This window comes from Streptomyces sp. NPDC086080 (assembly GCF_044540255.1).
Taxonomy (GTDB): domain Bacteria; phylum Actinomycetota; class Actinomycetes; order Streptomycetales; family Streptomycetaceae; genus Streptomyces.
In genome coordinates this window covers 35852-58116 of the sequence record NZ_JBITRU010000013.1, presented here as the reverse complement: position 1 = coordinate 58116, position 22265 = coordinate 35852, and the positions used below count along the sequence as shown (strand labels likewise).

Annotated in this window: 19 protein-coding genes; 12 read left to right on the top strand and 7 right to left on the bottom strand. The window is 71.9% G+C overall.

The window, feature by feature from the left end:
- Positions 1–21 precede the first annotated feature (21 nt).
- Complete coding sequence (locus ACIF9R_RS17660) at positions 22–1251, top strand: zinc-dependent alcohol dehydrogenase (RefSeq protein ID WP_399980542.1); 1230 nt, start codon at positions 22–24, stop codon at positions 1249–1251.
- A 37-nt stretch (positions 1252–1288) separates the two neighbouring features.
- Here ACIF9R_RS17660 and ACIF9R_RS17655 read toward each other — a convergent pair whose 3' ends face one another.
- Positions 1289–2356 carry an ATP-dependent DNA ligase gene (locus ACIF9R_RS17655; RefSeq protein WP_399980539.1) on the bottom strand — a complete coding sequence of 356 codons (1068 nt, stop codon included), beginning with the start codon at positions 2354–2356 and terminating at the stop codon, positions 1289–1291.
- A gap of 75 nt (positions 2357–2431) precedes the next feature.
- On the opposite strand from ACIF9R_RS17655, the gene ligD reads away from it, so the two are divergent.
- Entirely contained in the window at positions 2432–3457 is a 1026-nt protein-coding gene (gene ligD / locus ACIF9R_RS17650) for a non-homologous end-joining DNA ligase (RefSeq protein ID WP_399980537.1), read from the top strand.
- Between the two features lie 29 nt (positions 3458–3486).
- Here ligD and ACIF9R_RS17645 read toward each other — a convergent pair whose 3' ends face one another.
- Positions 3487–5679, bottom strand: coding sequence for an OmpL47-type beta-barrel domain-containing protein (locus ACIF9R_RS17645; protein WP_399980756.1), 2193 nt, complete (start codon positions 5677–5679; stop codon positions 3487–3489).
- A gap of 23 nt (positions 5680–5702) precedes the next feature.
- Complete coding sequence (locus ACIF9R_RS17640) at positions 5703–8213, bottom strand: ThuA domain-containing protein (RefSeq protein WP_399980534.1); 2511 nt, start codon at positions 8211–8213, stop codon at positions 5703–5705.
- Positions 8214–8414: 201 nt separating this feature from the next.
- Between ACIF9R_RS17640 and ACIF9R_RS17635 the strand changes: the two genes are divergently transcribed.
- From ACIF9R_RS17635 to ACIF9R_RS17620, 4 genes are all read left to right on the top strand, one after another.
- Complete coding sequence (locus ACIF9R_RS17635; RefSeq protein ID WP_399980532.1) at positions 8415–9419, top strand: multicopper oxidase domain-containing protein; 1005 nt, start codon at positions 8415–8417, stop codon at positions 9417–9419.
- A gap of 85 nt (positions 9420–9504) precedes the next feature.
- On the top strand, positions 9505–10539 hold the full coding sequence (locus ACIF9R_RS17630; RefSeq protein ID WP_399980530.1) for a LacI family DNA-binding transcriptional regulator: 1035 nt from the start codon (positions 9505–9507) through the stop codon (positions 10537–10539).
- Between the two features lie 284 nt (positions 10540–10823).
- The gene (locus ACIF9R_RS17625) at positions 10824–11618 is read left to right on the top strand and encodes a VOC family protein (RefSeq protein ID WP_399980528.1); all 795 of its coding nucleotides are present in this window, start codon (positions 10824–10826) and stop codon (positions 11616–11618) included.
- A gap of 162 nt (positions 11619–11780) precedes the next feature.
- Complete coding sequence (locus ACIF9R_RS17620) at positions 11781–12026, top strand: WhiB family transcriptional regulator (RefSeq protein WP_399980526.1); 246 nt, start codon at positions 11781–11783, stop codon at positions 12024–12026.
- A gap of 375 nt (positions 12027–12401) precedes the next feature.
- Here the strand turns inward: ACIF9R_RS17620 and ACIF9R_RS17615 are convergent, their stop codons facing one another.
- The 3 genes from ACIF9R_RS17615 to ACIF9R_RS17605 all read right to left on the bottom strand — a co-directional run bounded on the left by ACIF9R_RS17615 (position 12402) and on the right by ACIF9R_RS17605 (position 16330).
- Positions 12402–13376 (bottom strand): acyl-ACP desaturase, encoded by a 975-nt coding sequence (locus tag ACIF9R_RS17615; RefSeq protein ID WP_399980523.1) that lies wholly within the window; start codon positions 13374–13376, stop codon positions 12402–12404.
- 210 nt (positions 13377–13586) lie between these two features.
- A complete protein-coding gene (gene ddaH / locus ACIF9R_RS17610; RefSeq protein ID WP_399980520.1) occupies positions 13587–14363 on the bottom strand; it encodes a dimethylargininase in 777 nt (258 codons plus the stop codon).
- 341 nt (positions 14364–14704) lie between these two features.
- The gene (locus ACIF9R_RS17605; protein ID WP_399980518.1) at positions 14705–16330 is read right to left on the bottom strand and encodes an ABC-F family ATP-binding cassette domain-containing protein; all 1626 of its coding nucleotides are present in this window, start codon (positions 16328–16330) and stop codon (positions 14705–14707) included.
- Between the two features lie 313 nt (positions 16331–16643).
- Between ACIF9R_RS17605 and ACIF9R_RS17600 the strand changes: the two genes are divergently transcribed.
- On the top strand, positions 16644–17288 hold the full coding sequence (locus tag ACIF9R_RS17600; RefSeq protein ID WP_399980515.1) for a GPP34 family phosphoprotein: 645 nt from the start codon (positions 16644–16646) through the stop codon (positions 17286–17288).
- 325 nt (positions 17289–17613) lie between these two features.
- Positions 17614–18453, top strand: a complete 840-nt coding sequence (locus ACIF9R_RS17595; RefSeq protein ID WP_399980513.1) for an isocitrate lyase/phosphoenolpyruvate mutase family protein — start codon at positions 17614–17616, stop codon at positions 18451–18453.
- A gap of 13 nt (positions 18454–18466) precedes the next feature.
- On the opposite strand, the gene ACIF9R_RS17590 is transcribed toward ACIF9R_RS17595, so the two are convergent.
- A complete protein-coding gene (locus ACIF9R_RS17590; RefSeq protein ID WP_399980511.1) occupies positions 18467–18880 on the bottom strand; it encodes an SsgA family sporulation/cell division regulator in 414 nt (137 codons plus the stop codon).
- Between the two features lie 299 nt (positions 18881–19179).
- Here ACIF9R_RS17590 and ACIF9R_RS17585 point away from each other — a divergent pair, with 299 nt between their 5' ends.
- The 4 genes from ACIF9R_RS17585 to ACIF9R_RS17570 all read left to right on the top strand — a co-directional run bounded on the left by ACIF9R_RS17585 (position 19180) and on the right by ACIF9R_RS17570 (position 22222).
- On the top strand, positions 19180–20238 hold the full coding sequence (locus tag ACIF9R_RS17585) for a WD40/YVTN/BNR-like repeat-containing protein (RefSeq protein WP_399980509.1): 1059 nt from the start codon (positions 19180–19182) through the stop codon (positions 20236–20238).
- Positions 20239–20309: 71 nt separating this feature from the next.
- Complete coding sequence (locus ACIF9R_RS17580) at positions 20310–20633, top strand: plasmid stabilization protein (protein WP_399980507.1); 324 nt, start codon at positions 20310–20312, stop codon at positions 20631–20633.
- 78 nt (positions 20634–20711) lie between these two features.
- Positions 20712–21422, top strand: coding sequence for an endonuclease V (locus tag ACIF9R_RS17575; RefSeq protein WP_399980505.1), 711 nt, complete (start codon positions 20712–20714; stop codon positions 21420–21422).
- A 59-nt stretch (positions 21423–21481) separates the two neighbouring features.
- A complete protein-coding gene (locus ACIF9R_RS17570) occupies positions 21482–22222 on the top strand; it encodes a DsbA family protein (RefSeq protein ID WP_399980502.1) in 741 nt (246 codons plus the stop codon).
- The last annotated feature ends 43 nt before the right edge of the window (positions 22223–22265 follow it).

Below are 22265 nucleotides of genomic sequence, written 5' to 3'. Positions count from 1 at the left end.
CGACGGAGGGAGCGGGCGGCAATGAGGGCACTGACCTGGCAGGGAAAGCGGGACGTACGGGTGGAGACCGTGCCCGACCCCCGTATCGAGGAGCCGACGGACGCGATCATCCGCGTCACCTCCAGCGGACTGTGCGGATCCGATCTGCATCTGTACGAGGTGCTCACCCCGTTCATGACACCGGGCGACATCCTCGGCCACGAGCCGATGGGGATCGTGGAGGAGGTCGGCGCGGCGGTGCCGGACCTCCAGGCCGGCGACCGGGTCGTGGTGCCCTTCCAGATCGCCTGCGGCAACTGCTGGATGTGCCTCACCGGACTGCCCACCCAGTGCGAGACCACCCAGGTCAGCGCCGAGGGCATGGGCGCGGCGCTGTTCGGCTACACCAGGCTGTACGGCGCGGTGCCGGGCGCCCAGGCCGAGTACCTGCGTGTCCCGCAGGCCCAGTACGGCCCGATCAAGGTCCCCGAGGGGCCCGCCGACGAGCGGTTCCTCTACCTCTCCGACGTGCTGCCCACCGCCTGGCAGGCGGTCGCCTACGCCGGAGTCCCCAAGGGCGGTAGCGTCGCCGTGCTCGGGCTCGGCCCCATCGGCGACATGGCCTGCCGGGTCGCGCAGGTCCAGGGCGCCGAGCGAAGCGAGATGGGGGTCCCCCCGGCCGGAGGCTGGGGGAGGGTGTTCGGCGTGGACCTCGTCCCCGAACGGCTGCGCCGGGCGAGGGAACGCGGCGTCGAGACCTTCGACCTGCGCTCCTTCGACGACGAGAAGGAACTCGTCACCGCCATCCGCGACCAGACCGACGGCCGCGGCCCCGACGCCGTGATCGACGCCGTCGGCACCGAGGCGCACGGCAGCGCGGCGGCCCGCATGGTGCAGAACGCCTCCGCGCTGCTGCCCCGCAAGCTGAGCGGCCCGATGGCGGAGCGCTTCAGCGTCGACCGGCTGGCCGCCCTGCACACCGCCATCGAACTGGTGCGCCGCGGCGGCACCATCTCGATCAGCGGCGTCTACGGCGGCATGGCCGACCCGCTGCCCCTGCTCACCCTGTTCGACAAGCAGGTCCAGATGCGCATGGGCCAGGCGAACGTCCGCCGCTGGAGCGACGAGATCATCCCCTACCTCACCGACGAGGACCCGCTGGGCGTCGACGACTTCGCCACCCACCGCATGCCGCTCAGCGAGGCGCCGCACGCCTACGACATGTTCCAGAAGAAGCAGGACGGCGCGGTCAAGGTGGTGCTGCGGCCCTGACCCGGAGGGCTCGCCGGGACTCCGGGCGGGCCCCGGCTCAGGGGCCGCCGAGAATCTCGGCCAGGTCGTAGCGGACCGGCTCCTCCAACTGCGCGTAGGTGCAGCTCTCGGCAGTCCGGTCCGGGCGCCAGCGGCGGAAACGGGCGGTGTGCCGGAAACGCCGCCCGTTCTCCATGTGGTCGTAGGCCACCTCGGCCACCAGCTCCGGCCTCAGCGGCGTCCAGGACAGGTCCTTCTTGCCCGACCAGCGGCTCGGCGCGCCCGGCAGCCGCGCCGTCTCGTGCGCCGCCTCCTCGGCCCACGCCGCCCACGGATGGCCCGACACGTCGTCCATCCGCAGCGGGGCCAGCTCCTCGACCAGCTCCGCGCGCCGCTTCATCGAGAACGCCGCGGACACGCCCACGTGCTGGAGGGTGCCGCCCTCGTCGTACAGGCCCAGCAGCAGCGAGCCCACCACCGGGCCGCTCTTGTGCAACCGGTACCCGGCCACCACCACATCGGCCGTGCGCTCGTGCTTGATCTTGAACATGGCCCGCTCGTCCGGCCGGTAGCGCAGATTCAGCGGCTTGGCGATCACCCCGTCGAGACCTGCCCCCTCGTACTGCTCGAACCACCCCCGCGCCACCTCGACGTCCCGCGTCGCCGGGGCCACATGCACCGGAGGGGTGACTCCCTCCAGCGCCCGGACCAGCAGCTCCCGCCGGTCGGACAGCGGGACGTCCAGCAGCGACTCGTCCTCCAGCGCCAGCACGTCGAAGGCGACGAACGACGCGGGGGTCCGCTCGGCGAGCATCCGCACCCGGGAGTCCGCCGGATGGATCCGCTCGCTGAGCGCGTCGAAGTCGAGATGCCCCTCCCGCGCGACGACGATCTCCCCGTCCAGCACGCACCGCCGCGGCAGCCGCTCCCGCACCGCCGCCACCAACTCGGGGAAGTACCTGGTCAGCGGCTTGCCGGTACGGCTGCCCAGCTCCACCTCGTCCCCGTCACGGAACACGATCGCCCGGAAACCGTCCCACTTCGCCTCGTACTGCATGTCCGGCGGGATCCTCGCCACCGACTTGGCGAGCATCGGCTTCACGGGCGGCATGACGGGCAGCTCCATGCCTCCGATTCTGCGCGCACACGCCCGGTGCCGCCCGGTGTGCGCGGCAGGTGCGCGCCCCCTACCGTGGCTCGCATGGGTGACGCGGTGGAACTGGAAGTGGCCGGCCGGACCGTACGCCTGTCCAGCCCGGACAAGGTCTTCTTCCCGGAGCACGGCTACACCAAGCTCGACGTCGCCCGCTACTACCAGGCGGTCGCCCCCGGCATCCTGCGCGCCCTGCGCGAGCGGCCCACCACCCTGCAGCGCTACCCGGACGGCGTCACCGGCGAGTGGTTCTACCAGAAGCGGGCGCCCAAGAGCATGCCCGACTGGATCCCCACCGCGCACATCACCTTCCCCAGCGGCCGCAGCGCCGACGAGATGTGCCCCACCGAGGAGGCGGCCGTCGTCTGGGCCGCCCAGTACGGCACGCTGGTCTTCCACCCCTGGCCGGTGCGCCGCGCCGATGTCGAGCACCCCGACGAACTGCGCCTCGACCTCGATCCCCAGCCCGGCACCGACTACGACGACGCCGTCCACGCCGCCCACGAACTACGGGCCGTACTGGATGAGTTCGGCGGGCTACGCGGCTGGCCCAAGACCTCCGGCGGGCGCGGCCTGCACATCTTCGTGCCGATCGAGCCCCGCTGGACCTTCACCCAGGTCCGCCGTGCCGCCATCGCCGTGGGACGGGAGCTGGAACGCCGGATGCCCCGGCGGGTGACCACCAAGTGGTGGAAGGAGGAGCGCGGCGAGCGCATCTTCGTCGACTACAACCAGACGGCCCGCGACCGCACCATCGCCTCCGCCTACTCCGTACGCCCCCGCCCGCACGCGCCCGTCTCGGCGCCCTTGCGCTGGGAGGAGGTGGGCGCCGCGCGTCCGCGGGACTTCGACCTCACGACCATGCCCGCGCGCTTCGCCGAACTCGGCGACGTGCACGCGGACATGGACGATCACGCGTTCTCGCTGGAGTCCCTGCTCGAACTCGCCCGCCGCGACGAGCACGACCACGGCCTGGGCGATCTGCCGTACCCGCCCGAGTATCCGAAGATGCCGGGAGAGCCCAGCCGGGTGCAGCCGAGCCGGGCCAGGAAGCCGGAACCCCCGGCTTCCTGACCCGGTGCGTCACCCGGAGCGGCGCGGGACTACAGGTCCTTGATCCGGACGTCCCGGTAGGAGACGACGTCCGACGTGCCGTGCACCTGCAGTCCGATGTAGCCGGAGGCGAACCGCCGCCCGTCCGTGCCCGGATCGTCCGAGCGCGGCGGGGTGAAGTCCTGGCCGCCGGTGTTGTCGAACTCATTGATCAGTACACCGTTGCGGTAGACCGAGTAGTGCTGGTCCACCACGCGGATCTCGTAGTCGTTCCAGGTGCCCTTCTGTGTCACGCCCGCGCCGGCCAGGCCCACCCGGTCGAAGCCGTAGACCGAGCCCGTCTTGTACATGTCACCGCTGGGCGAGTCGAACACCTGCACCTCGTGTCCGTACTTGATGGCGGCCCACTCCGGCCGCGGCTCCTCCGGATGGTCGTGGATCTGCGGGAACCGCACGAACACACCGGAGTTGGCGTTGCCGGTGTCCGGCGCGTCGTCACGCCACTGGAGCTTCAGCGAGAAGTCGCCGTACGTGCGCTCGGGGAACCAGAGCATGCCGAGCCCGCCCCGGGTGGTGCCGGAGGTGATCGACCCGTCCGGGTTCAGCGCGAACGAACCGCCGCCCACATGCTGCCACTTGGCGAACGACTCCGGCGTGCCGTCCAGGATGGTGCGGTAGCCGTCGGTCTGTCCCGGCGTGCCGACACCGGACTGCTTGGCCGCCTGGTTGATCGCCTTCCGCTCCCGCTGGTCGATGACCCCTTCGTCCTTGAGCCGGTCCAGGACGCTCTTCACGTGCTTCAGGAACAGCGCCTGTGAGGTCCACTGCTTCTCGTCCTCGATCAGCTCGCCGATCCGGCACCGGTTGTTGGTGACCCGGTTCGGCACACCGGAGTCGACCGTGCCGACGATCACCGTCAACCGCTCGTCGTACTCGGGGCAGTTGGGTGCGGGCACCCCGCCGTCGGCCACGACCGTGAAGCTCACCGTGAGCGGCGCGGAGGTGTTGCCGGCCCGGTCGCTCGCCCGGTAGGCCACGGTGTGCCGGCCCGCCCGGTCGACGACCACGGGCGCGGTGTACGCCAGATACGGGCCGCCGTCGAGTGAGTACTCGATCCCGGCGACCCCGGAACCGCCGTGCCCGTCGTCGGCACTGACCGTCACCGTGGCGTCACCGACGTACGCGCCGTCGGAGTTCCTGACACCCCCGAGACTCACGCCGGTCGCCGGCGGGGTGGTGTCCTGCGGGGGAGCGGCGACGACCGTGAACGCCACGCTCCTGACCGCCGCCGTGTTGCCCGCCTTGTCGGTGGCGCGGTAGCGCACGGTGTGCGTACCCACCTGGTGGACCATCACCGGGCCGGTGTACGCGGTCCAGGCGCCGTCGGCCCCGAGTGCGTACTCGATGGTGTTGACGCCGGATCCGGTGTCCGACGCGGTGACGGTGACCGTCGCCATGTCGATGTAGTCGCCGGCGTCGTTCCGCTCGCCGTCCACCGTCGCCGAGGTCTCCGGGGCCGTGGTGTCGTCCGTCGGTGGCGCGACGACCGTGAACTGCGCGCTCCGCTCGGCCGAGACGTTGCCCGCCCGGTCCAGCGCGCGGTAGCGCACCGTGTGGGTGCCGACCTGGTCGACGACGACCGGGGCGGTGTACGGCTGCCAGGCGCCGTCGGCGCCCACGGCGTACTCGATCCGGTCCACGCCGGAACCCTCGTCGGTGGCCTCGACGCTCACGCTCGCCGAACCGACGTACTCACCCCGGTCGTTCTGCGAGCCGGTCACCTTCGCCGTGGCCTCGGGCGCGGTGGTGTCCTCACCACTGCCCTCGGTCACCGTCAGGATGCCCTGCATCTCGCTGTGGCCGGGGATGGTGCAGTGGTAGAAGTACCGGCCCGGGGTGAGGACCACCTCCGCGGTGTGCCGGCCGCCCTGGGCATCGCCCGGATTGGCCAGGATGTTCAGCTGGACGTCGTTGTTGAACTCCGGGTCGGAGGTCACGAACGTCAGCGTGTGCGGCATGCCGGTGGTGTTGCCGGTCGCCGCGCTGTTCTCGAAGACGATCGTCACCGGACCGGCCTCCGCGGTCGTCGGCGCCGACGTGTACTGCGTGATGCTGTCACCGGCGGTCCAGGTGAGGACCTGCTCGGCCGCCTCGGCGGCCGGGGATCCGGATCCGCCGGCCGCCGACGTCGTCGTCTGCAGACCGAGCGTCATCAGCAGGGCGGCCAGCAGGCCGGCCCACACTCTTCGTTGCCGTGTCACTGGTTTCATCCGGCCTTCCTCGCCAACTGGTCGGCGGCCGGGGTCGGGCCGCCGCCCGTGTAGGTGACCCGCCACAGCGCGGACTTGGTGTCGGAGGTGAAGAAGCCCCGGCCGTAGTCGAGGACGTACAGCGCGCCGTCCGGGCCGAACTTCCAGTCCATCAGGTTCTTGATGCCGTCGTTGCCGATCGGCACGATCTTCTTCAGGGACTCCGAGTGCACCGGAAGACCGCCGTCGCCCTGCGTCCTCGGGTCCATCAGCACCGCGTTGCGCGGCTGGTCGGCGTCGTAGAAGTCACCGACGAACCACTTGCCGTCCCAGTACGCCGGCCACGCGACCTCACTGGCGCCGGCGGCGTCGTACCGGTAGACCGGGCCGTTCATCGCGGCCTGGCCGCCGCCCTTCAGCCAGGGCAGCCGGTAGGTGGCCTGGTCCTGCACGTACGACGGAACGCCGTTCGCGTCGCGCGGGTAGTCCGGAGCGCCGCCCTGCGGCGAGTACCAGATGTTGTTGGGGGTCACCGGCGGCAGATTGACCAGACCGTCGTTGTTCGGCGACTCGTTCTTCGGGGCGTCGCAGTCGTACCAGCCCAGCGGCTCGGACGGGTCGGGCAGGTTGCGGTCGCGGTAGGGCTGGTTGTTGCCCATGCAGTACGGCCAGCCGCGGTTGGACGCCTCGGTGATGACGGCGAAGGTGTCGTACTTCGCCGGACCCCAGGTGGTCGACGGGGAACCGGCGTCCGGGCCGACCCAGCCCGCGTAGAGCACGTCGGTCTTCCTGTCGACGGAGATGCGCGCGGGGTTGCGCACCCCCATCACATAGATCTCGCCGCGTGTCTTCCCGCCGCCCTCGGCGGTCTCCTCGCCGGTGAACAGGTTGCCCTCCGGGAGGGTGTACGTGCCGTCCGGCTCCGGGTGGATGCGCAGGATCTTGCCGTTGAGGTTGTTGGTGTTGCCCGCGGTGCGGCGCGCGTCCGCGAAGGACACGCCCTTGAAGTTGGGCTCCGGGTTGTTGCCCGAGTAACCACCGGTGAAGCCACTGGAGTTGGTGTCACCGGTCGCGATGTACAGGTTGCCCTTGGAGTCCCAGGCCATCCCGCCGCCCGCATGACAGCAGCTGTGGATCTGCACCGGCCACTTCAGCAGCACCTTCTCGCTGCCCAGGTCCAGCTTGTTCGTGGCATGGTCGAGCGTGAACCGGGAGACCCGCCGCTCGCCCATGTGCGTGTCCCGGTTGATCCCGGAGTGCGGTGTGTAGTGCAGGTACACCCACCCGTTCCGCTCGAACCCCGGGTCCAGTTCGATGCCGAGCAGGCCTTCCTCCACCTTCCGCAGCTCGTCACCGCCGCCCTTGTTGCCGAAGACGGTGAGCGCCCCGGCGAGGGTGACCTTCTTGGTCTTCGGGTCGTAGACGTGGATCTCGCCCCTGCCCTTGCCGATGTCCGGGTCGTTCCAGTCGGTGACGACGGGCTGCGAGGAGTCCGCGCCGCCCCGGCCGATGTAGAACACACGGCTGTCGGGCGCGGTGACCAGGCCGTGCGGCTCGCCGATCTGGTCGTTCTGCCCCGGCTGGTTGGGCTGGGTGAGCCGCTCCGCCTTGTAGTTCCCGGTGATGGTGGCCTTGCAGTCGGCCTGTGCGAGACGGTTGGTCCACAGCAGGGCGCCGCGCAGATGGTCGCGGAAGTCGGTCTCGTCGTACGACGACACCGTGCCGCCCATTCCGGTGTAGAAGGACCGGCCACCGTCGTAGTCGCGGCACCAGCTGACCGGGTGGTCCCAGCCGTTGGCGCCCGCGCCGGGCGTGTACGTCGATTCCCGCACCCGGGCGACGGTGTGTACCTCGCCGGAGGGGTTCTTCACCCAGTTCAGCCACTTGTCGGGCCGCTTCCACTGCATGGGCAGGCTCTTGGCCGCCGGATGCGTCCGGTCGCCGACCTCGACGGTCGCCCGCTGCACCGTGTCCGGACCGGACGCGGCCGGACGGGCGCCGATCAGACCGGTGAACCAGTCCGAGTACGGCTCCGCGCGCGCCGCGTCGTGCAGACCGACGAAACCGCCGCCGGCCTCCATGTACGCCTCCAGGCCCGCCTCCTGCTCCGGGTCGAGGACATCCCCGCCGCCGGTCAGGAACACGATGGTGTTGAAGCGGCCCAGCCTCTTGGCGTTGGTGAAGACCGAGGCGTTGTCGGTGGCGGTCACCGTGAACCGCTGTTCCTCCGGGCCGGAGAGACCGATCCGCTCGATCGCCGCGATCCCCGCGTTCACCAGCGGTGACTCGTCACCGCCGGCCGCCGAACCGTAGAACAGCAGCACCCGTACGTTCGCGCCGCCCGGGGGCGACTTGATGGACATCGTTGTCAGGGACGGATCCGGGGCCGGCCGCGCGCTGGCGGCGGGACCCGACAGCAGTCCGGCGGTCACGACGCCGGCGGTCACGGCGGCCGCCCAGAGGCGTCGTCCCGTTCTCGTCCTTCGTGCGCTCGTGACGCGTGACGTGCTCAATCCTCGTAAGCGCATGGGTTCGTGATGCGATGTGGACCGCACGTGGCCACCCACCCCTCCTCGGTCGCAGCAACAGCGTCAAGGAAGCTAGACCCCTTTGCGTCAGACGCCAATACCTATCGCGGCAATGAATCAAACTTTGTCCCGAGCGTGGATAAACGGCGGCCGGGCCGCTACGGTTTCACAGGTTCATGACAGCCAGCCTGGGAGTTCGGCATGGACAGACGTGGTTTCAACCGACGGGTACTGCTGGGCGGCGCGGCCGTCGCCACCTCGTTGTCCGTCGCACCCGAGGCCGTGAGCGTGCCCGGGGCCGCGGGCACGGCCGCCCCGGCGAAGACCGCGCCCGCCGGGGGCGAGGTACGGCGCGTCAAGATGTACGCCGAACGGCTGGGCGGCGGACAGATGGGCTACGGCTTCGAGAAGGGCAAGGCGTCGGTCCCCGGACCGCTGATCGAGCTCAACGAGGGCGACACCCTGCACATCGAGTTCGAGAACACCATGGACGTACCTGCGAGCCTGCACGTCCACGGCCTGGACTACGAGATCTCCAGCGACGGCACCACACTGAACAAGAGCCACGTCGAGCCCGGCGGCACCCGCACCTACACCTGGCGCACCCACGCGCCCGGCCGCCGCTCCGACGGCACCTGGCGGGCGGGCAGCGCGGGCTACTGGCACTACCACGACCATGTCGTCGGCACCGAGCACGGCACCGGCGGCATCCGCAACGGCCTGTACGGGCCGGTCGTCGTGCGCCGCAAGGGCGACGTCCTGCCCGACGCGACCCACACCATCGTCTTCAACGACATGTCGATCAACAACAGACCAGCCCACGCCGGCCCGAACTTCGAGGCCACCGTGGGTGACCGCGTCGAGATCGTCATGATCACCCACGGCGAGTACTACCACACGTTCCACCTGCACGGTCACCGCTGGGCCGACAACCGCACCGGCATGCTCACCGGGCCCGACGACCCCAGCCAGGTCATCGACAACAAGATCTGCGGCCCTGCCGACTCCTTCGGCTTCCAGATCATCGCGGGGGAGGGCGTCGGAGCGGGCGCCTGGATGTACCACTGCCATGTCCAGAGCCACTCCGACATGGGCATGGTCGGGCTGTTCCTGGTGAAGAAGCCGGACGGCACGATCCCCGGGTACGACCCGCACGAGCACGCCCACGATCCGGCCCCCGCGAAGAAGCCGGCGCACGAGCACTGATGTACCGGACGTGATCCGAGAGCGCTCTCCCACCCGGGCGCGCCGCGGCTATCCTTTCCCGCAGCCGCAGGTGAGGAGCGCCCAAGTGACCGAAACAGTGCCGCGCCCCACGCTGGAGGAGGTCGCCGCGCGAGCCGGGGTCTCCCGGGCCACGGTCTCCCGCGTGGTCAACGGATCCGACGGGGTGCGCGAACCCCTGGCCGAGCGGGTCCGACAGGCCGTGGAAGAACTCGGGTACGTGCCGAACCAGGCCGCCCGCAGCCTGGTGACCAGGCGGCACGACGCCATCGCCGTCATCGTCGCCGAACCGGAGACCCGGGTCTTCGCCGACCCCTTCTTCGCCCGGCAGCTGCGCGGGATCAGCAAGGAACTGACCGCGCACGACAACCAGCTCGTCCTCCTGCTCACCGAGGACCGCGACGACCACGTCCGCGTCGGCCGCTACCTCGCCGGCGGCCATGTCGACGGCGCGCTGGTCTTCTCACTCCACATCGACGACCCGCTGCCCGAACTGATCCAGCGCGCGGGACTGCCGACGGTGTTCGGCGGCCGGCCCGACTTCAACGGCGGCCGGGGCGGCGTGTCCTACGTCGACAGCGACAACCGGGGCGGCGCCCGCGACGCCGTACGCCATCTCATCGGCCTCGGCCGGAGCCGTATCGCCCACATCACGGGAGCCCTGGACCAGACCTCGGCGGTGGACCGGCTCGACGGCTACCGCGACGTCATGACCGACGTCGACCCCCGGCTGGTCGAAGAGGGCGACTTCACCCCCGCGAGCGGCGAGCGGGCGATGCGGGAACTCCTGGGGCGCCGCCCCGACCTGGACGCGGTGTTCGCCGGCAACGACCTCATGGCGGTGGGCGCCCTGCGGGTGCTGCGCGAGCACGGCCGGCGGGTGCCGGACGACGTGGCGGTCGTCGGCTTCGACGACATGCTGCCGATCGCGGAACAGACCGAACCGCCGCTCACCACGGTCCGTCAGGACATCGAGGAGATGGGCCGCCTGATGGCCCGCCTCCTGCTGCGCGACCTCGCGGGAGCGCCCGACGGGAACACGGGCGGCAACCCCGCCGGGGTGATCCTGCCGACCACCCTGATCCCCAGGGCCTCGGCCTGATCCCCCGGGCCTCGGCGGGAGCCCCTGGGCCTCGGCCGGAGCCCACGGTGCCCCGCCCGGGCACGGGGCCGGCGTCCGGACCTCTCACCTCGGGCCGGAGCCCCGGATGCCGCGCCTCGGGCCGGAGCTCCGGGTGCCGCGCCTCGGGCCGGAGCTCCGGGTGCCGGGGTGCGCGTTGGCCGGGCCGTGTTCGGGACGCGTCCGTTCGGGTGCTTCGGCGGTGAGGGCCGGTGGGTGGTGGGAGACTCGCAGAGCAGGTGACGGGAGCTCTTGGAGGAGGCACCATGCTCACCACCCGCTTTGTCGACGGAGCCCCGAACTGGATCGACGTCGGTACGTCCGACATGGAGGGCGCCCAGTCCTTCTACGGCGGCCTGTTCGGCTGGGAGTTCCGCTCGGCGGGGCCCGACGCAGGAGGGTACGGCTTCTTCGAGCTGGCCGGGCGGATCGTCGCCGGCGGCATGCGGACCACGCCCGAGCAGGGCCCGCCCGCCTGGACCGTCTACTTCCGGAGCCCCGACGCCGGCGCCACCGCGGAGGCCGCCCGGCAGGCCGGGGGCAGCGTGCCCATGCCGCCCATGGACGTGATGGATCAGGGAAGAGCGGCGATCCTCGCCGATCAGGCGGGCGTGCCCTTCGGTATCTGGGAACCCGCGCGGCGCAAGGGGATCGAGGCGGCCGGCGAGGTCGGCGCGCTGTGCTGGGCCGAGCTCTACACCCCGGACATCGCGCGGGCCGCCGCCTTCTACCACGCGGCCCTCGGCTGGGAGACCTCGGCGGTGACCTTCCCCGGCGGTGTCTACACCTCCGTCAACCCCGCCGGGACGGGCGAGGACGGGATGTTCGGCGGGATGGTCCCGCTGGCGGACGACCCCGTCGAGGCGGGCACCGGACAGCCCTACTGGCTGCCCTACATCGGGGTGGACGACACGGACGCCGTCGTCGACCGGGCCGTCGAGCTGGGCGGCACGGTGCGGATGCCCGCCACCTCCCTCGCCGGCGTCGGCCGGCTCGCCCGCCTGGAGGACCCGTACGGAGCGCGCTTCGCGGTCCTCAAAGGTGATCCGCGCCAGACGTGAGCACCGGCGCGCCGCCGTGCGCGGTGACGCGCCGGACGTCATCATCATGCGGTCGCGAACGGGCGGGCATGCCCCGGTGGACCCCGGCGCCGATCCGGCGTCGCCCCCCGCGTTGATGCGGCGTTGATCGAACGTTTTTCGCCGTCCGGCACGCTTCCCGCCATGCACACCGACACATTCACGTCGCCGGACCTCGCCTGGCAGGAGGAGGCGTTGTGCGCGCAGACGGGCGGAGACTTCTTCTTCCCCGAGCCCGGCAGTTCGGTTCGCGACGCCAAGCGCATCTGCGGTCTCTGCCCGATCCGCCCCAGCTGCCTCGAGTACGCCCTCGCCCACGACATGCGCTTCGGTGTCTGGGGCGGGATGTCGGAGAAGGAACGCCTGGAACTGCGGCGCGCCGGACGGTAGCCGCCGGCGCGTGCGGCCACCGGCCGGGAAGACCGGTTTGGCCGGCACCGGCCCCCTGGCCAGGACCGTTCCGCGGCCGGACGCGTCGCAGAGGCGGACGTACCGCCTCGCTCACGCGGTCTCGTGGGTCGGAGTCCGGTGGTGCGGCCCGGTGGCGGGCCTTCGTGTCGTGTTCCGGGGGTGCGGCCGTGGTGCGGGGGCGGACGTACCGCCTCGCTCACGCGGTCCCGTGGGTCGGAGTCCGGTGGTGCGGCCCGGTGGCGGGCCTTCGTGTCGTGTTCCGGGGGCGGGGCCGTGGCGCGGGGGCAGGCGTGCCGGGTCGCCGGAGCCTGGGCGGGGCCCGGAGACCCGGCCCCGCCCCGTCGGATCCGTTCCTCAGCCGGCGGCGCGGGCCGCCATCCGGGCCTTGCGGGCCGCCAGCTTCTCGTCGAACTTCGCGGCCTCCGCGTCCAGGCCGCCCAGGAACAGGCCCAGTTCCTCCTGCGCCTTGAGGCCGTCGGGGCTCAGCCCGTCCATCTCCATGATCTTCAGGTAGCGCAGCACCGGCTGCAGCACGTCGTCGTGGTGGATGCGCATGTTGTACACCTCACCGATGGCCATCTGCGCGGCCGCCCGCTCGAACCCGGGGATCCCGTGGCCGGGCATCCGGAAGTTCACCACGACATCGCGCACCGCCTGCATCGTGAGATCCGGGGCGAGTTCGAACGCCGCCTTCAGTAGGTTGCGGTAGAAGACCATGTGCAGGTTCTCGTCGGTCGCGATGCGGGCCAGCATGCGGTCGCAGACCGGGTCACCGGACTGGTGGCCGGTGTTGCGGTGCGAGATACGGGTCGCCAGCTCCTGGAAGGCGACGTAGGCGATCGAGTGGAGCATCGAGTGCCGGTTGTCCGACTCGAAGCCCTCGCTCATGTGCGACATGCGGAACTGCTCCAGCTTGTCCGGGTCCACCGCCCGCGAGGCGAGCAGGTAGTCCCGCATCACGATGCCGTGCCGGCCCTCCTCGGCCGTCCAGCGGTGCACCCAGGTGCCCCAGGCGCCCTCCCGGCCGAACAGCGTGGCGATCTCGTGGTGGTAGCTCGGGAGGTTGTCCTCGGTCAGCAGGTTGACCACCAGGGCGATCCTGCCGACCTCGGTGACCTTCGACTGCTCCTTGTCCCAGGCCTCGCCGTCCTCGAAGAAACCCGGGAAGTTGCGGCCGTCGCTCCACGGCACGTACTCGTGCGGCATCCAGTCCTTGGTGACCTTCAGATGCCGGTTGAGCTCCTTCTCGACCACTTCCTCCAGTGCGTACAACAGCCGGGCGTCGGTCCAGACCGAAGGGCTGCCCAGGTGGGGAGAAGTGAGCGACACGGGTGACTCCAGGGGGACGATGACATTCGGAGGTCCGGCGAGCGGTGCCGGAACCTACGGAATCGTAGGCTACGAAGCCGTAGGTTACGTAGCCGTAGGTTAAGACCGCCGTAAAGAGCGCTGATCAGCGGGGGTCCCCCAAAAGGGGGTGTGGCGCGGCGGATGCACCGGAGCCGCAGGTCGCCGCGCCGTACGGCACGCGGGGGGCGGTCAGGCGTACAGCTCCCGCAACCGTACCGAGAGGCACGTCACACACCCCTCGAGCTTCTCGAACTCGCCGATGTCCACGAGGACGGGCTCGTATCCGAGATCCGCGAACAGCTCCGCCGTCTTCGGCGCGCTCGCCGCCATCAGCAGCCTGTCCCCGCCGAGCAGCACGACGTGCGCCCCGGACTCCTCCGGCACCGGAAGGAGCCGCGGGAACAGGGACGGCGCGTCCACGGTCGGGATGTGGCCGACCACCGTGCCGTCCGGCAGCGCCGTGACCGCCGACTTCAGATGCAGCACCTTGGCCACCGGCACCGCCACCACCCGCGCCCCCAGCGGCTCGAACGCGGCCCGTAGCTGCCGGACGCCGGCCGCGTTGGTGCGCCCGCCGCGGCCCACGTACACCGTGTCGCCGATCTTCAGCACATCGCCGCCGTCCAGCGTGCCCGGCTCCCAGATCCAGTTCACGGAGCAGCCCAGCGACGCGACGGCCTGCTCGACCCCGGGTGTCTCCGCCCGCCGGGACTCGGCACCGGAGCGGGCGATCAGCGCCACGTTCCGGAACATCACCACCGTGTCCTCCACGAACACGGAGTCCGGGCAGTCGTCGGCCGGGTCCACCTCGATCGTCTCCCAGCCGTGGGTACGCAGCGTCTCCGTGTACGCCTCCCACTGCTCCACCGCGCGGTCGACGTCGACGCCCTCCCGTTCGATGTGCGTCACCAGCCCTTCGGCCAGACGGGGGGAGGGGCGGCGGACGAGGGCCTTCTTGCTGGGCACGGGAGCGCCTTTCGGACGGGACGGGCATGGCTCAGCCGGGTCCGGGGAGCCCGTGCGGCGGCCGGCCTCCCACGGGCGTCGGCGCTGCCATCATGCAGGGCGGATCCGGCCCGGGCCACCCCCGCCGACGACGACACGTACCGCCGGTAAGGCCGGCGCCGCCCGGCCCGCCGCCGCGGCTCCGGCCATCGTCCTGCCGTCTGCCGTCTGCCGTCTGCCGTCTGCCGTCTGCCGTCCGGGCGGGGCCGTCGAGCGTCGGGCCGGCCGGTGACCCCGCGAAACCGGGGCTCCGCCCCGGACCCCACTCCTCAAACGCCGGAGGGGCTGGATGTACGCCGACGCTACGAGGGATCCCCGACAGCCTCCGCCGTGGTCTGTCTCAGCCCTCCCTCCTCCATCAGCAGCCATCGGGTGATGCCGATCGACGCCAGGAACGGCAGATCGTGACTGGCCACGATCAGGGCTCCCTCGTACGACTCCAGCGCCGTGGTGAGCTGCCGGACGCTCGCCATGTCGAGGTTGTTGGTCGGCTCGTCCAGCATCAGCAGTTGCGGTGCGGGCTCCGCCAGCATCAGCGCGGCCAGCGCCGCGCGGAACCGCTCGCCGCCGGAGAGCGTGTCCGCCTTCTGGTCGGCGCGGGCGCCCCGGAACAGGAAGCGGGCCAGGCGGGCCCGGATCCGGTTGTTGGTGGCGCCCGGGGCGAACCGGGCCACGTTCTCGGCGACGGTCAGTTCCGCGTCGAGGACGTCGAGCCGCTGCGGCAGGAACCGCAGGGGCACATGGGCCCGAGCCTCACCGGAGACCGGCTCCAGCTCCCCGGCCATCGTGCGCAACAGGGTCGTCTTGCCCGCCCCGTTGCGTCCGATCAGCGCCACCCGCTCCGGGCCGCGCAGATCGAGACCGCCGTCCACCCGGGCGCCGTACGCCAGTCCCAGATCCCGGAGGGTGAGCACGTCGCGCCCCGGCGGTACGGCCGTGTACGGCAGATCGACGCGGATCTCGTCGTCGTCCCGTACGGCCTCCGCCGCGTCGTCGAGGCGCTCCCTGGCCTCGGCGACCTTCTCCTCGTGCATGATGCGGTGCTTGCCCGCGGACACCTGCGCCGCGCGCTTGCGCGCCCCCATGACGATCTTCGGCTCGCGCTTCTGCTCGAACATCTTCTGCCCGTACCGCTTGCGACGTGCCAACTTGACCTGGGCGTCCACGAGTTCGCGCTTCTGCTTGCGGAAGTCCGCCTCGGCGACGCGCACCATGCGTTCGGCGGCCTCCTGCTCGACGGCCAGAGCCTCCTCGTAGGCCGAGTAGTTGCCGCCGTACCAGGTGATCCCGCCGGAGCGCAGATCGGCGATCTGGTCGACCAGTTCCAGCAGTTCACGGTCGTGGCTGACCACGACCATGACGCCCGGCCAGTTCGCGACGGCCGCGTACAGCCGCCTGCGGGCGTACAGGTCGAGGTTGTTGGTGGGCTCGTCCAGCAGCAGTACGTCCGGGCGCCGCAGCAGCAGCGACGCCAGTCGCAGCAGTACCGACTCGCCGCCCGACACCTCGCCGACCGTGCGGTCGAGCCCGATGTGTCCGAGGCCCAGCTCGCCGAGCGTGGCCAGGGCACGTTCCTCGACGTCCCAGTCGTCGCCGACGGCCTCGAAGTGCTCCTCGGCCGCGTCGCCCGCCTCGATGGCGTGCAGCGCGGCCCGCCGGGCGGCGATGCCGAGTGCCTCGTCGACCCTGAGCGCGGTGTCGAGCGTGACGTTCTGCGGCAGGTACCCCACCTCCCCGGCGACCCGCACGGTGCCGTCGGCCGGGGTGAGCTCACCGGCGATCAGCTTCAACAGGGTGGATTTGCCCGACCCGTTGACACCGACGAGCCCGGTGCGTCCGGGGCCGAAGGCGGCATCGAGGCCGTCGAAGACGGCGGTGCCGTCGGGCCAGGTGAAGGCGAGGGAGGTACAGGTGAGGGAAGGTGACATACGGGCCTCCGCGGTTGCTCGGGGCGATCAGGGGCACACGCGTATCGAGACACCGCGGGACGACGACCGGCAGCCGGGAGGGAAACCGTGGGCGGAAGAAGAGCCCTGTTCCGAAGGGACCGCAAGGACGGCTCGCACAACGAGGTCGCACGCTGCGTACACACCTGACCGGTGTGACGCGGTGTCTCAGAACCTCAGACGAGCAACGTCCTTCTCCATTCGACGGCAACAGAACCGTTGCTCACGCTACGAACCGCCCCATCGGCTGTCAACGCAATTTACGGACCACGACCCCACCCCCCGAGGAGGCCACATGCCCAACGGCCCGCTCTCCCTGCCGGCCCGTCTCTGCCTGCTGGCCTGGGACACCGACCCGGGGCGGCTGGCCCCGCTGGTGCGGGCCGGTGCCCTCGCCGAGCTCGCCCGGCGCGGTCTGCTGACCGACGACGACGGCATCGTCACCCCGCGCGACCTGGACACCAGGACCGGCGCCCCGGTCCTGGACGGTCTCCTCGAGCTGGTCAGCGAGTCCTTCCCGCACCGCTGGCGCGGCTGGGTGACGCTGCACGCGCGGCACACCCTGGAGGCGGTCCGGGAGCAGCTGGTGGCCGAAGGCGTGCTGCGGGCCGAGAAACACCGGGTCCTCGGGGTTTTCCCGTCCGTCGACCACGTGCTGGCCGACACCGCCCGGGCGGACGCCCTGCGCCGGGAGGCCCGCCTGATCCTGGCCGGGTCCGCACCGGCCGAGAGCGTCACCGAGCCGACCGCGACCGCTCTCGCCCTCGTCACCGCGGCGGGTCTGCCGCCGGCGCGGGACGACTCCTTCCACGACCGCCGCGCCGCGGCCCCGACCCGCCGTGCCGGGGCGTCCACCCCCGCGGTCGACGCCGTCCTGGACGAACTGTGCGCGGCACTGGCCGACATGTCGCCGCTGCCCTCGCTGACCAGGGGCCGCTGACCCCTCGTCCGGGGCTGTCCCTGCCGCGTCCGGCGATTCCGACGCTTCTCGGGAAGTCCGGCGGATCATGCCGGGGGAGTGGGGTCCGGTACGCTCGTCCGCGGCGTTGTCGCCGGTGGTCGACGCTCCGCGTCGCCGCCTCCTCCTCCGCCCTTGCATCTGAACGCATGGGACCCCACCCGGCCGGATACCGTCGGTTGCCTGCGGCCCCACCCGCCGGACACCCCTGGTCGATCCGCCGGACACCCCTGGTCGATGCGGGCCCGCACGTTCCTGTCGGAATCTCGCGGGCCAGGACGCCTGCCCGGATGGTTGAGTGGCGGGTATGACGAACTCCGCCGCAGAGCGCCGTGACCGCGCCCTCGCCTTCCGCTCCCTGCACGTCCCGGGGCGCCCGCTGATCCTGCCCAACGCCTGGGACATCGCCAGTGCCCGTCTGGTCCAGGACGCGGGTGCCGGCGCCGTGGCCACCAGTAGCGCCGGGGTCGCCTGGGCCCTCGGGGCGGCGGACGGGGACCAACTGGACCGCGAGCGGGCCCTGCGCGTCGTCGCGGAGATCGCCGGGGCCGTCCGCGTGCCCACCACCGCCGACATCGAGAGCGGCTATGCCAAGGACCCGGCGGGAGTCGGTGACACCGTGCGCGCCGTGCTCGCGGCGGGCGCGGTCGGGGTGAACATCGAGGACACCCTGCACGGCACCGGCCCGGACACCCTGCGTCCGGCCGGCGAGCAGGCCGAACGCATCGCCGCCGCCCGTGCGGCCGCCGACGCGACCGGCGTGCCGCTGTTCGTCAACGCCCGAATCGACACCTTCCTGCGCGGCGCCGGGGGACTGGACGAGACCGTGGAGCGCGCCGACGCCTACCTCGCCGCGGGCGCCGACGGGATCTTCGTCCCCGGGACCGTCGACCCGGGGACCGTGCGGGAGCTCGCCGGCCGGATCCACGCGCCGCTGAACGTGCTGGCCGGTCCCGGCGCCCCGCCGACCGGGGAACTGGCCGCGCTGGGGGTGGCCCGGATCAGCGTCGGTTCCGGCCTCGCCCGGGCCGCGTACGCCCTGGTCCAGCGCGCGGCGCGAGAGCTGCTCGACACCGGGACGTACCAGGCACAGGCCGGCGGACTGGCGTCCACGACGCTCAACACCCTGATGCACGAGGGCCCGTGACGCCGCCCTGCCCTCAGGCGTCGCGCATCAGCTCCGCGAGGCGGTGGTCGAGATCGAGCCGGAGGTGTTCCAGTCCGGCCGGCACCAACTCGCCCGTGGCGTCCAGGAACCGGCGGACCTCGCCCGAGCGGACATGCACGACAGCGGTCCCCTCGGGGGCGTGGAACTCCAGCACGGTGCGGTCGTAGCCGTACGGACGGACCCGTACGTCGCCATGACCCTCGGGCCCTTCCAGGCCCGCGGCGAGGAGCTCCCGCGCGAAGGTCCAGCAGACCTCGACGCCCTCGAGGGTGGCGGGCGCCGGAAAGGTCATGCGGACGGCGAACGGGTCGTCACGGTCGTAGTGCAACGTGGCGGGGATGTTCGGCATCCGCGGCGCGGCGGCGACCAGACGGGCCTCTACGGGCTGCTCAATGACGGTGGACAACGCCTTGCTCCCTCGTGACGGCTGGACGGGCTTCCGGGCGGATCGGGTCGGCTACCGGAAGAGACGACGGAAGCAGCCAATCCGTGCACACGAACTGCGAGTGACCTCTGTCACCGCGTTCATGCACTCGGGTGACACGGCTCTCCCCGCTCGCCCCTCGGGGCGAACGCTCCGGCGGAAGGCCCTCTGGACGGCATCCCGGCGGTGGACTAGCTTCGCCCGCCATGAGGCGCTCGGGGAGCACGCGACGGACGAGGCGGACGACTCCGACGACACGGACGGGGCGGATGCGGCGGCGGATGACCGCGGTGGCCGTGTGCGCGGCGGCCCTGGCCGCGTGGACGGCCGTACCCGCACAGGCGCACGGCCCGGACCGGCAGACGTCACCGCGGTGGTCGGTCAAGGACACCGGCACCCCGGAGGTCAGGTTCCGCGGCCTGGCCGCCGTCAGCCGCGGCACCGCCTGGGTGGCCGGAACCCGGGGCACCGTCCTGCGCACCACCGACGGCGGCCGGAGCTGGCGGAACGTCTCGCCGCCGGGCGCGGGGGAATTGCAGTTCCGGGACATCGAGGCGTTCGACGCGCGGCGGGCCGTGGTGCTGGCCATCGGCGAGGGTGAGGCGTCCCGGGTGTACCGCACGGACGACGGCGGAACGACCTGGACGGAGTCCTTCCGCAACACCGACGCCCGCGCCTTCTACGACTGCCTCACCTTCTTCGACCACCGCCACGGCCTCGCGATGAGCGACCCGGTGGACGGGAAGTTCCGCATCCTGTCGACCCGCGACGGCGGCCGTTCGTGGACGGTGCTGCCCGACGAGGGGATGCCGGCCGCGCTGGAGGGCGAGGCCGGGTTCGCGGCGAGCGGCCAGTGCCTGGTGTCCTCCGGACCGAAGGACGTCTGGCTGGCCACCGGAGGAGCGGCACGCGCGCGGGTGCTGCACTCCGCCGACCGCGGCCGCACCTGGACGGTCACCGGCACCTCGATCCCCGGCGGGGACCCGGCGCGCGGCGTCTTCGCCCTCGCCTTCCGCGACCGCGCCCACGGCCTCGCCGTCGGCGGTGACTTCCGCCCCGACCAGGTCTCGCCCGACGCCGCCGCGCGCACCGCGGACGGCGGCCGCACCTGGCGCCCGGCTGCGGCCCCGCCACCGGCCTACCGCTCGGGCGTCACCTGGCTCCCGCACAGCCGCACCGCCGCCCTCGCGGTCGGCCCCACCGGAACCGACCTGACCACCGACGCCGGCCGCACCTGGCGGACCGTGGACAGCGGCTCGTTCGACACGGTCGACTGCACGCCCGACCACGGCTGCTGGGCGGCGGGGGAGAAGGGACGGGTGGCCCGTCTGGAGCACTGACGCGTGCGGGGTGCCCTGAACGCCGTCGGCGTGGGTACCCGTTCGTCGTACGCGAGAGGAAGTGAGCGGACATGCCACGCGGATCCAGCCCCAAGCGGGAGCGTCAGTACGAGCACATCAAGGAGGGCGCGGAGGACCGGGGCGAGAGCACCGAACGCGCCAAGGAGATCGCCGCCCGGACGGTGAACAAGGAGCGCGCCCGCTCCGGCGAGTCGAAGACGGCCAGCCGCACGTCGACGCAGGACATGTCGTCCGGCAGGCGCGGCGGGCAGCGTTCCGGCAAGGGCTCCCAGGGGCCCACCCGCGACCAGTTGTACGAAGAGGCCAAGAAGCGGAACGTCGAGGGCCGTTCGAACATGAACAAGAGCCAGCTCCAGCGCGCGCTCGGCAAGTGAGCCGCCGCCGCGCGCAGGCCCCCGGCCGGGGACCGCCTTCCGCGCGGAGCACCCCCGCCCCGTAGGCTCAGGGGCACCATGACGACCGTACCCACACCCGCCGGCTGGCCCGTGACCGAGGAAGAGGCCCGCGCGGTCCAGGACGGACTCCGCGCGCGGGTGGTGCTCGACGAACCGGGCCCGCCGCCCGGGTCGGGCCGGGTCACCGGCGTGGACGTGGCGTACGACGACGAACGGGACGTCGTCGCCGCCGCGGCCGTCGTCCTGGACGCGGCGACCCTGGACGTCGTCGCCGAGACCACGGCCGTCGGCCGGATCTCCTTCCCGTACGTCCCCGGACTGCTCGCCTTCCGCGAGATCCCCACCGTGCTCGCCGCCCTGGAAGCCCTGCCGTGCCCGCCCGGCCTGGTGATCTGCGACGGCTACGGCCTCGCCCACCCCCGCCGCTTCGGCCTGGCGAGCCACCTCGGCGTGCTCACCGGCCTGCCGACGATCGGTGTCGCCAAGAATCCCTTCACCTTCACCCACGCCGTACCCGGCACCTCGCGCGGCAGCACCTCCCCGCTGCTCGACGGCAGCGAGGAGGTCGGCCGTGCCCTGCGCACCAGGGACGCCGTCAAGCCGGTCTTCGTCTCGGTCGGCCACCGGGTGAGCCTGGACAACGCCTGCGCCCACACCCTCGCCCTGACCCCCGCCTACCGCCTCCCCGAGACCACCCGCAGGGCGGACACCCTGTGCCGCCGGGCACTCGCGGAGACCACCGCCCAGCCTTCCCAGGCCCCGGGATGATCTAATGACACGCCGATCAAGGGGAGGGGACCATTGTGAGGCGTGGGGGACGAAGAGCCATGGCGCTCGCCATCGCGGCGCTCGTACTGGTGGGCTGCGGCGAGCGCGGGAGACAGCCCGACAGCACGCCCACGAGCGCCGCCGCGGCACCGGCGGAGCCGTACAAGAGCGCGGAGGACGTGCCGGAGCGACTGGGCGCGGACGGCACCACCATCCAGGCGGGCGACCCGAAGGCGAAGACGGTCGTCCACCTGTACGAGGATCCGCGCTGTCCGTACTGCCGCGACTTCGAGGTCGACGGGGGAGGCTCCCTGGTCGATGAGGCGCTGCGCGGTCGTCAGGTGAGGGCCGAGTACACCCTCGCCTCCTTCCTGGACGACCGCGTCGGCGGCAGCGGTTCGAAGAAGGCGGTCAACGCGCTGCGTGCCGCGCTGGAGGAGGACAGGTTCGTGGAGTACCACCGGGTGCTCTACGCCAACCAGCCCGAGGAGACCGACGACGGCTACACCGACGACCGCCTGCTGGAACTGGCCTCCGAGGTCCCGGGGCTGCGCGGCCCGTCGTTCGACAAGGCCGTCAGGTCCATGAAGTACCGCGCTTTCGTCACCGCGTCGGAGAAGGCGTACGAGCGGGCCGGGGGAGCGGCGGAACCCGAGGGCCCCGGCACCCCGACGGTCGTCATCAACGGGAAGCGGATCCCGCCGGAATACAGCGGAACCCTGTACGACGGCGCGACCTTCGGCATGCTCCTGTTCAAGGTGATCCAGGACCCGGACGGCTGGTCGGACCACGTGTTCTGAGGGTGCGGCGGCCGGAGACGTACGGGGTACGCGTACACCTGTC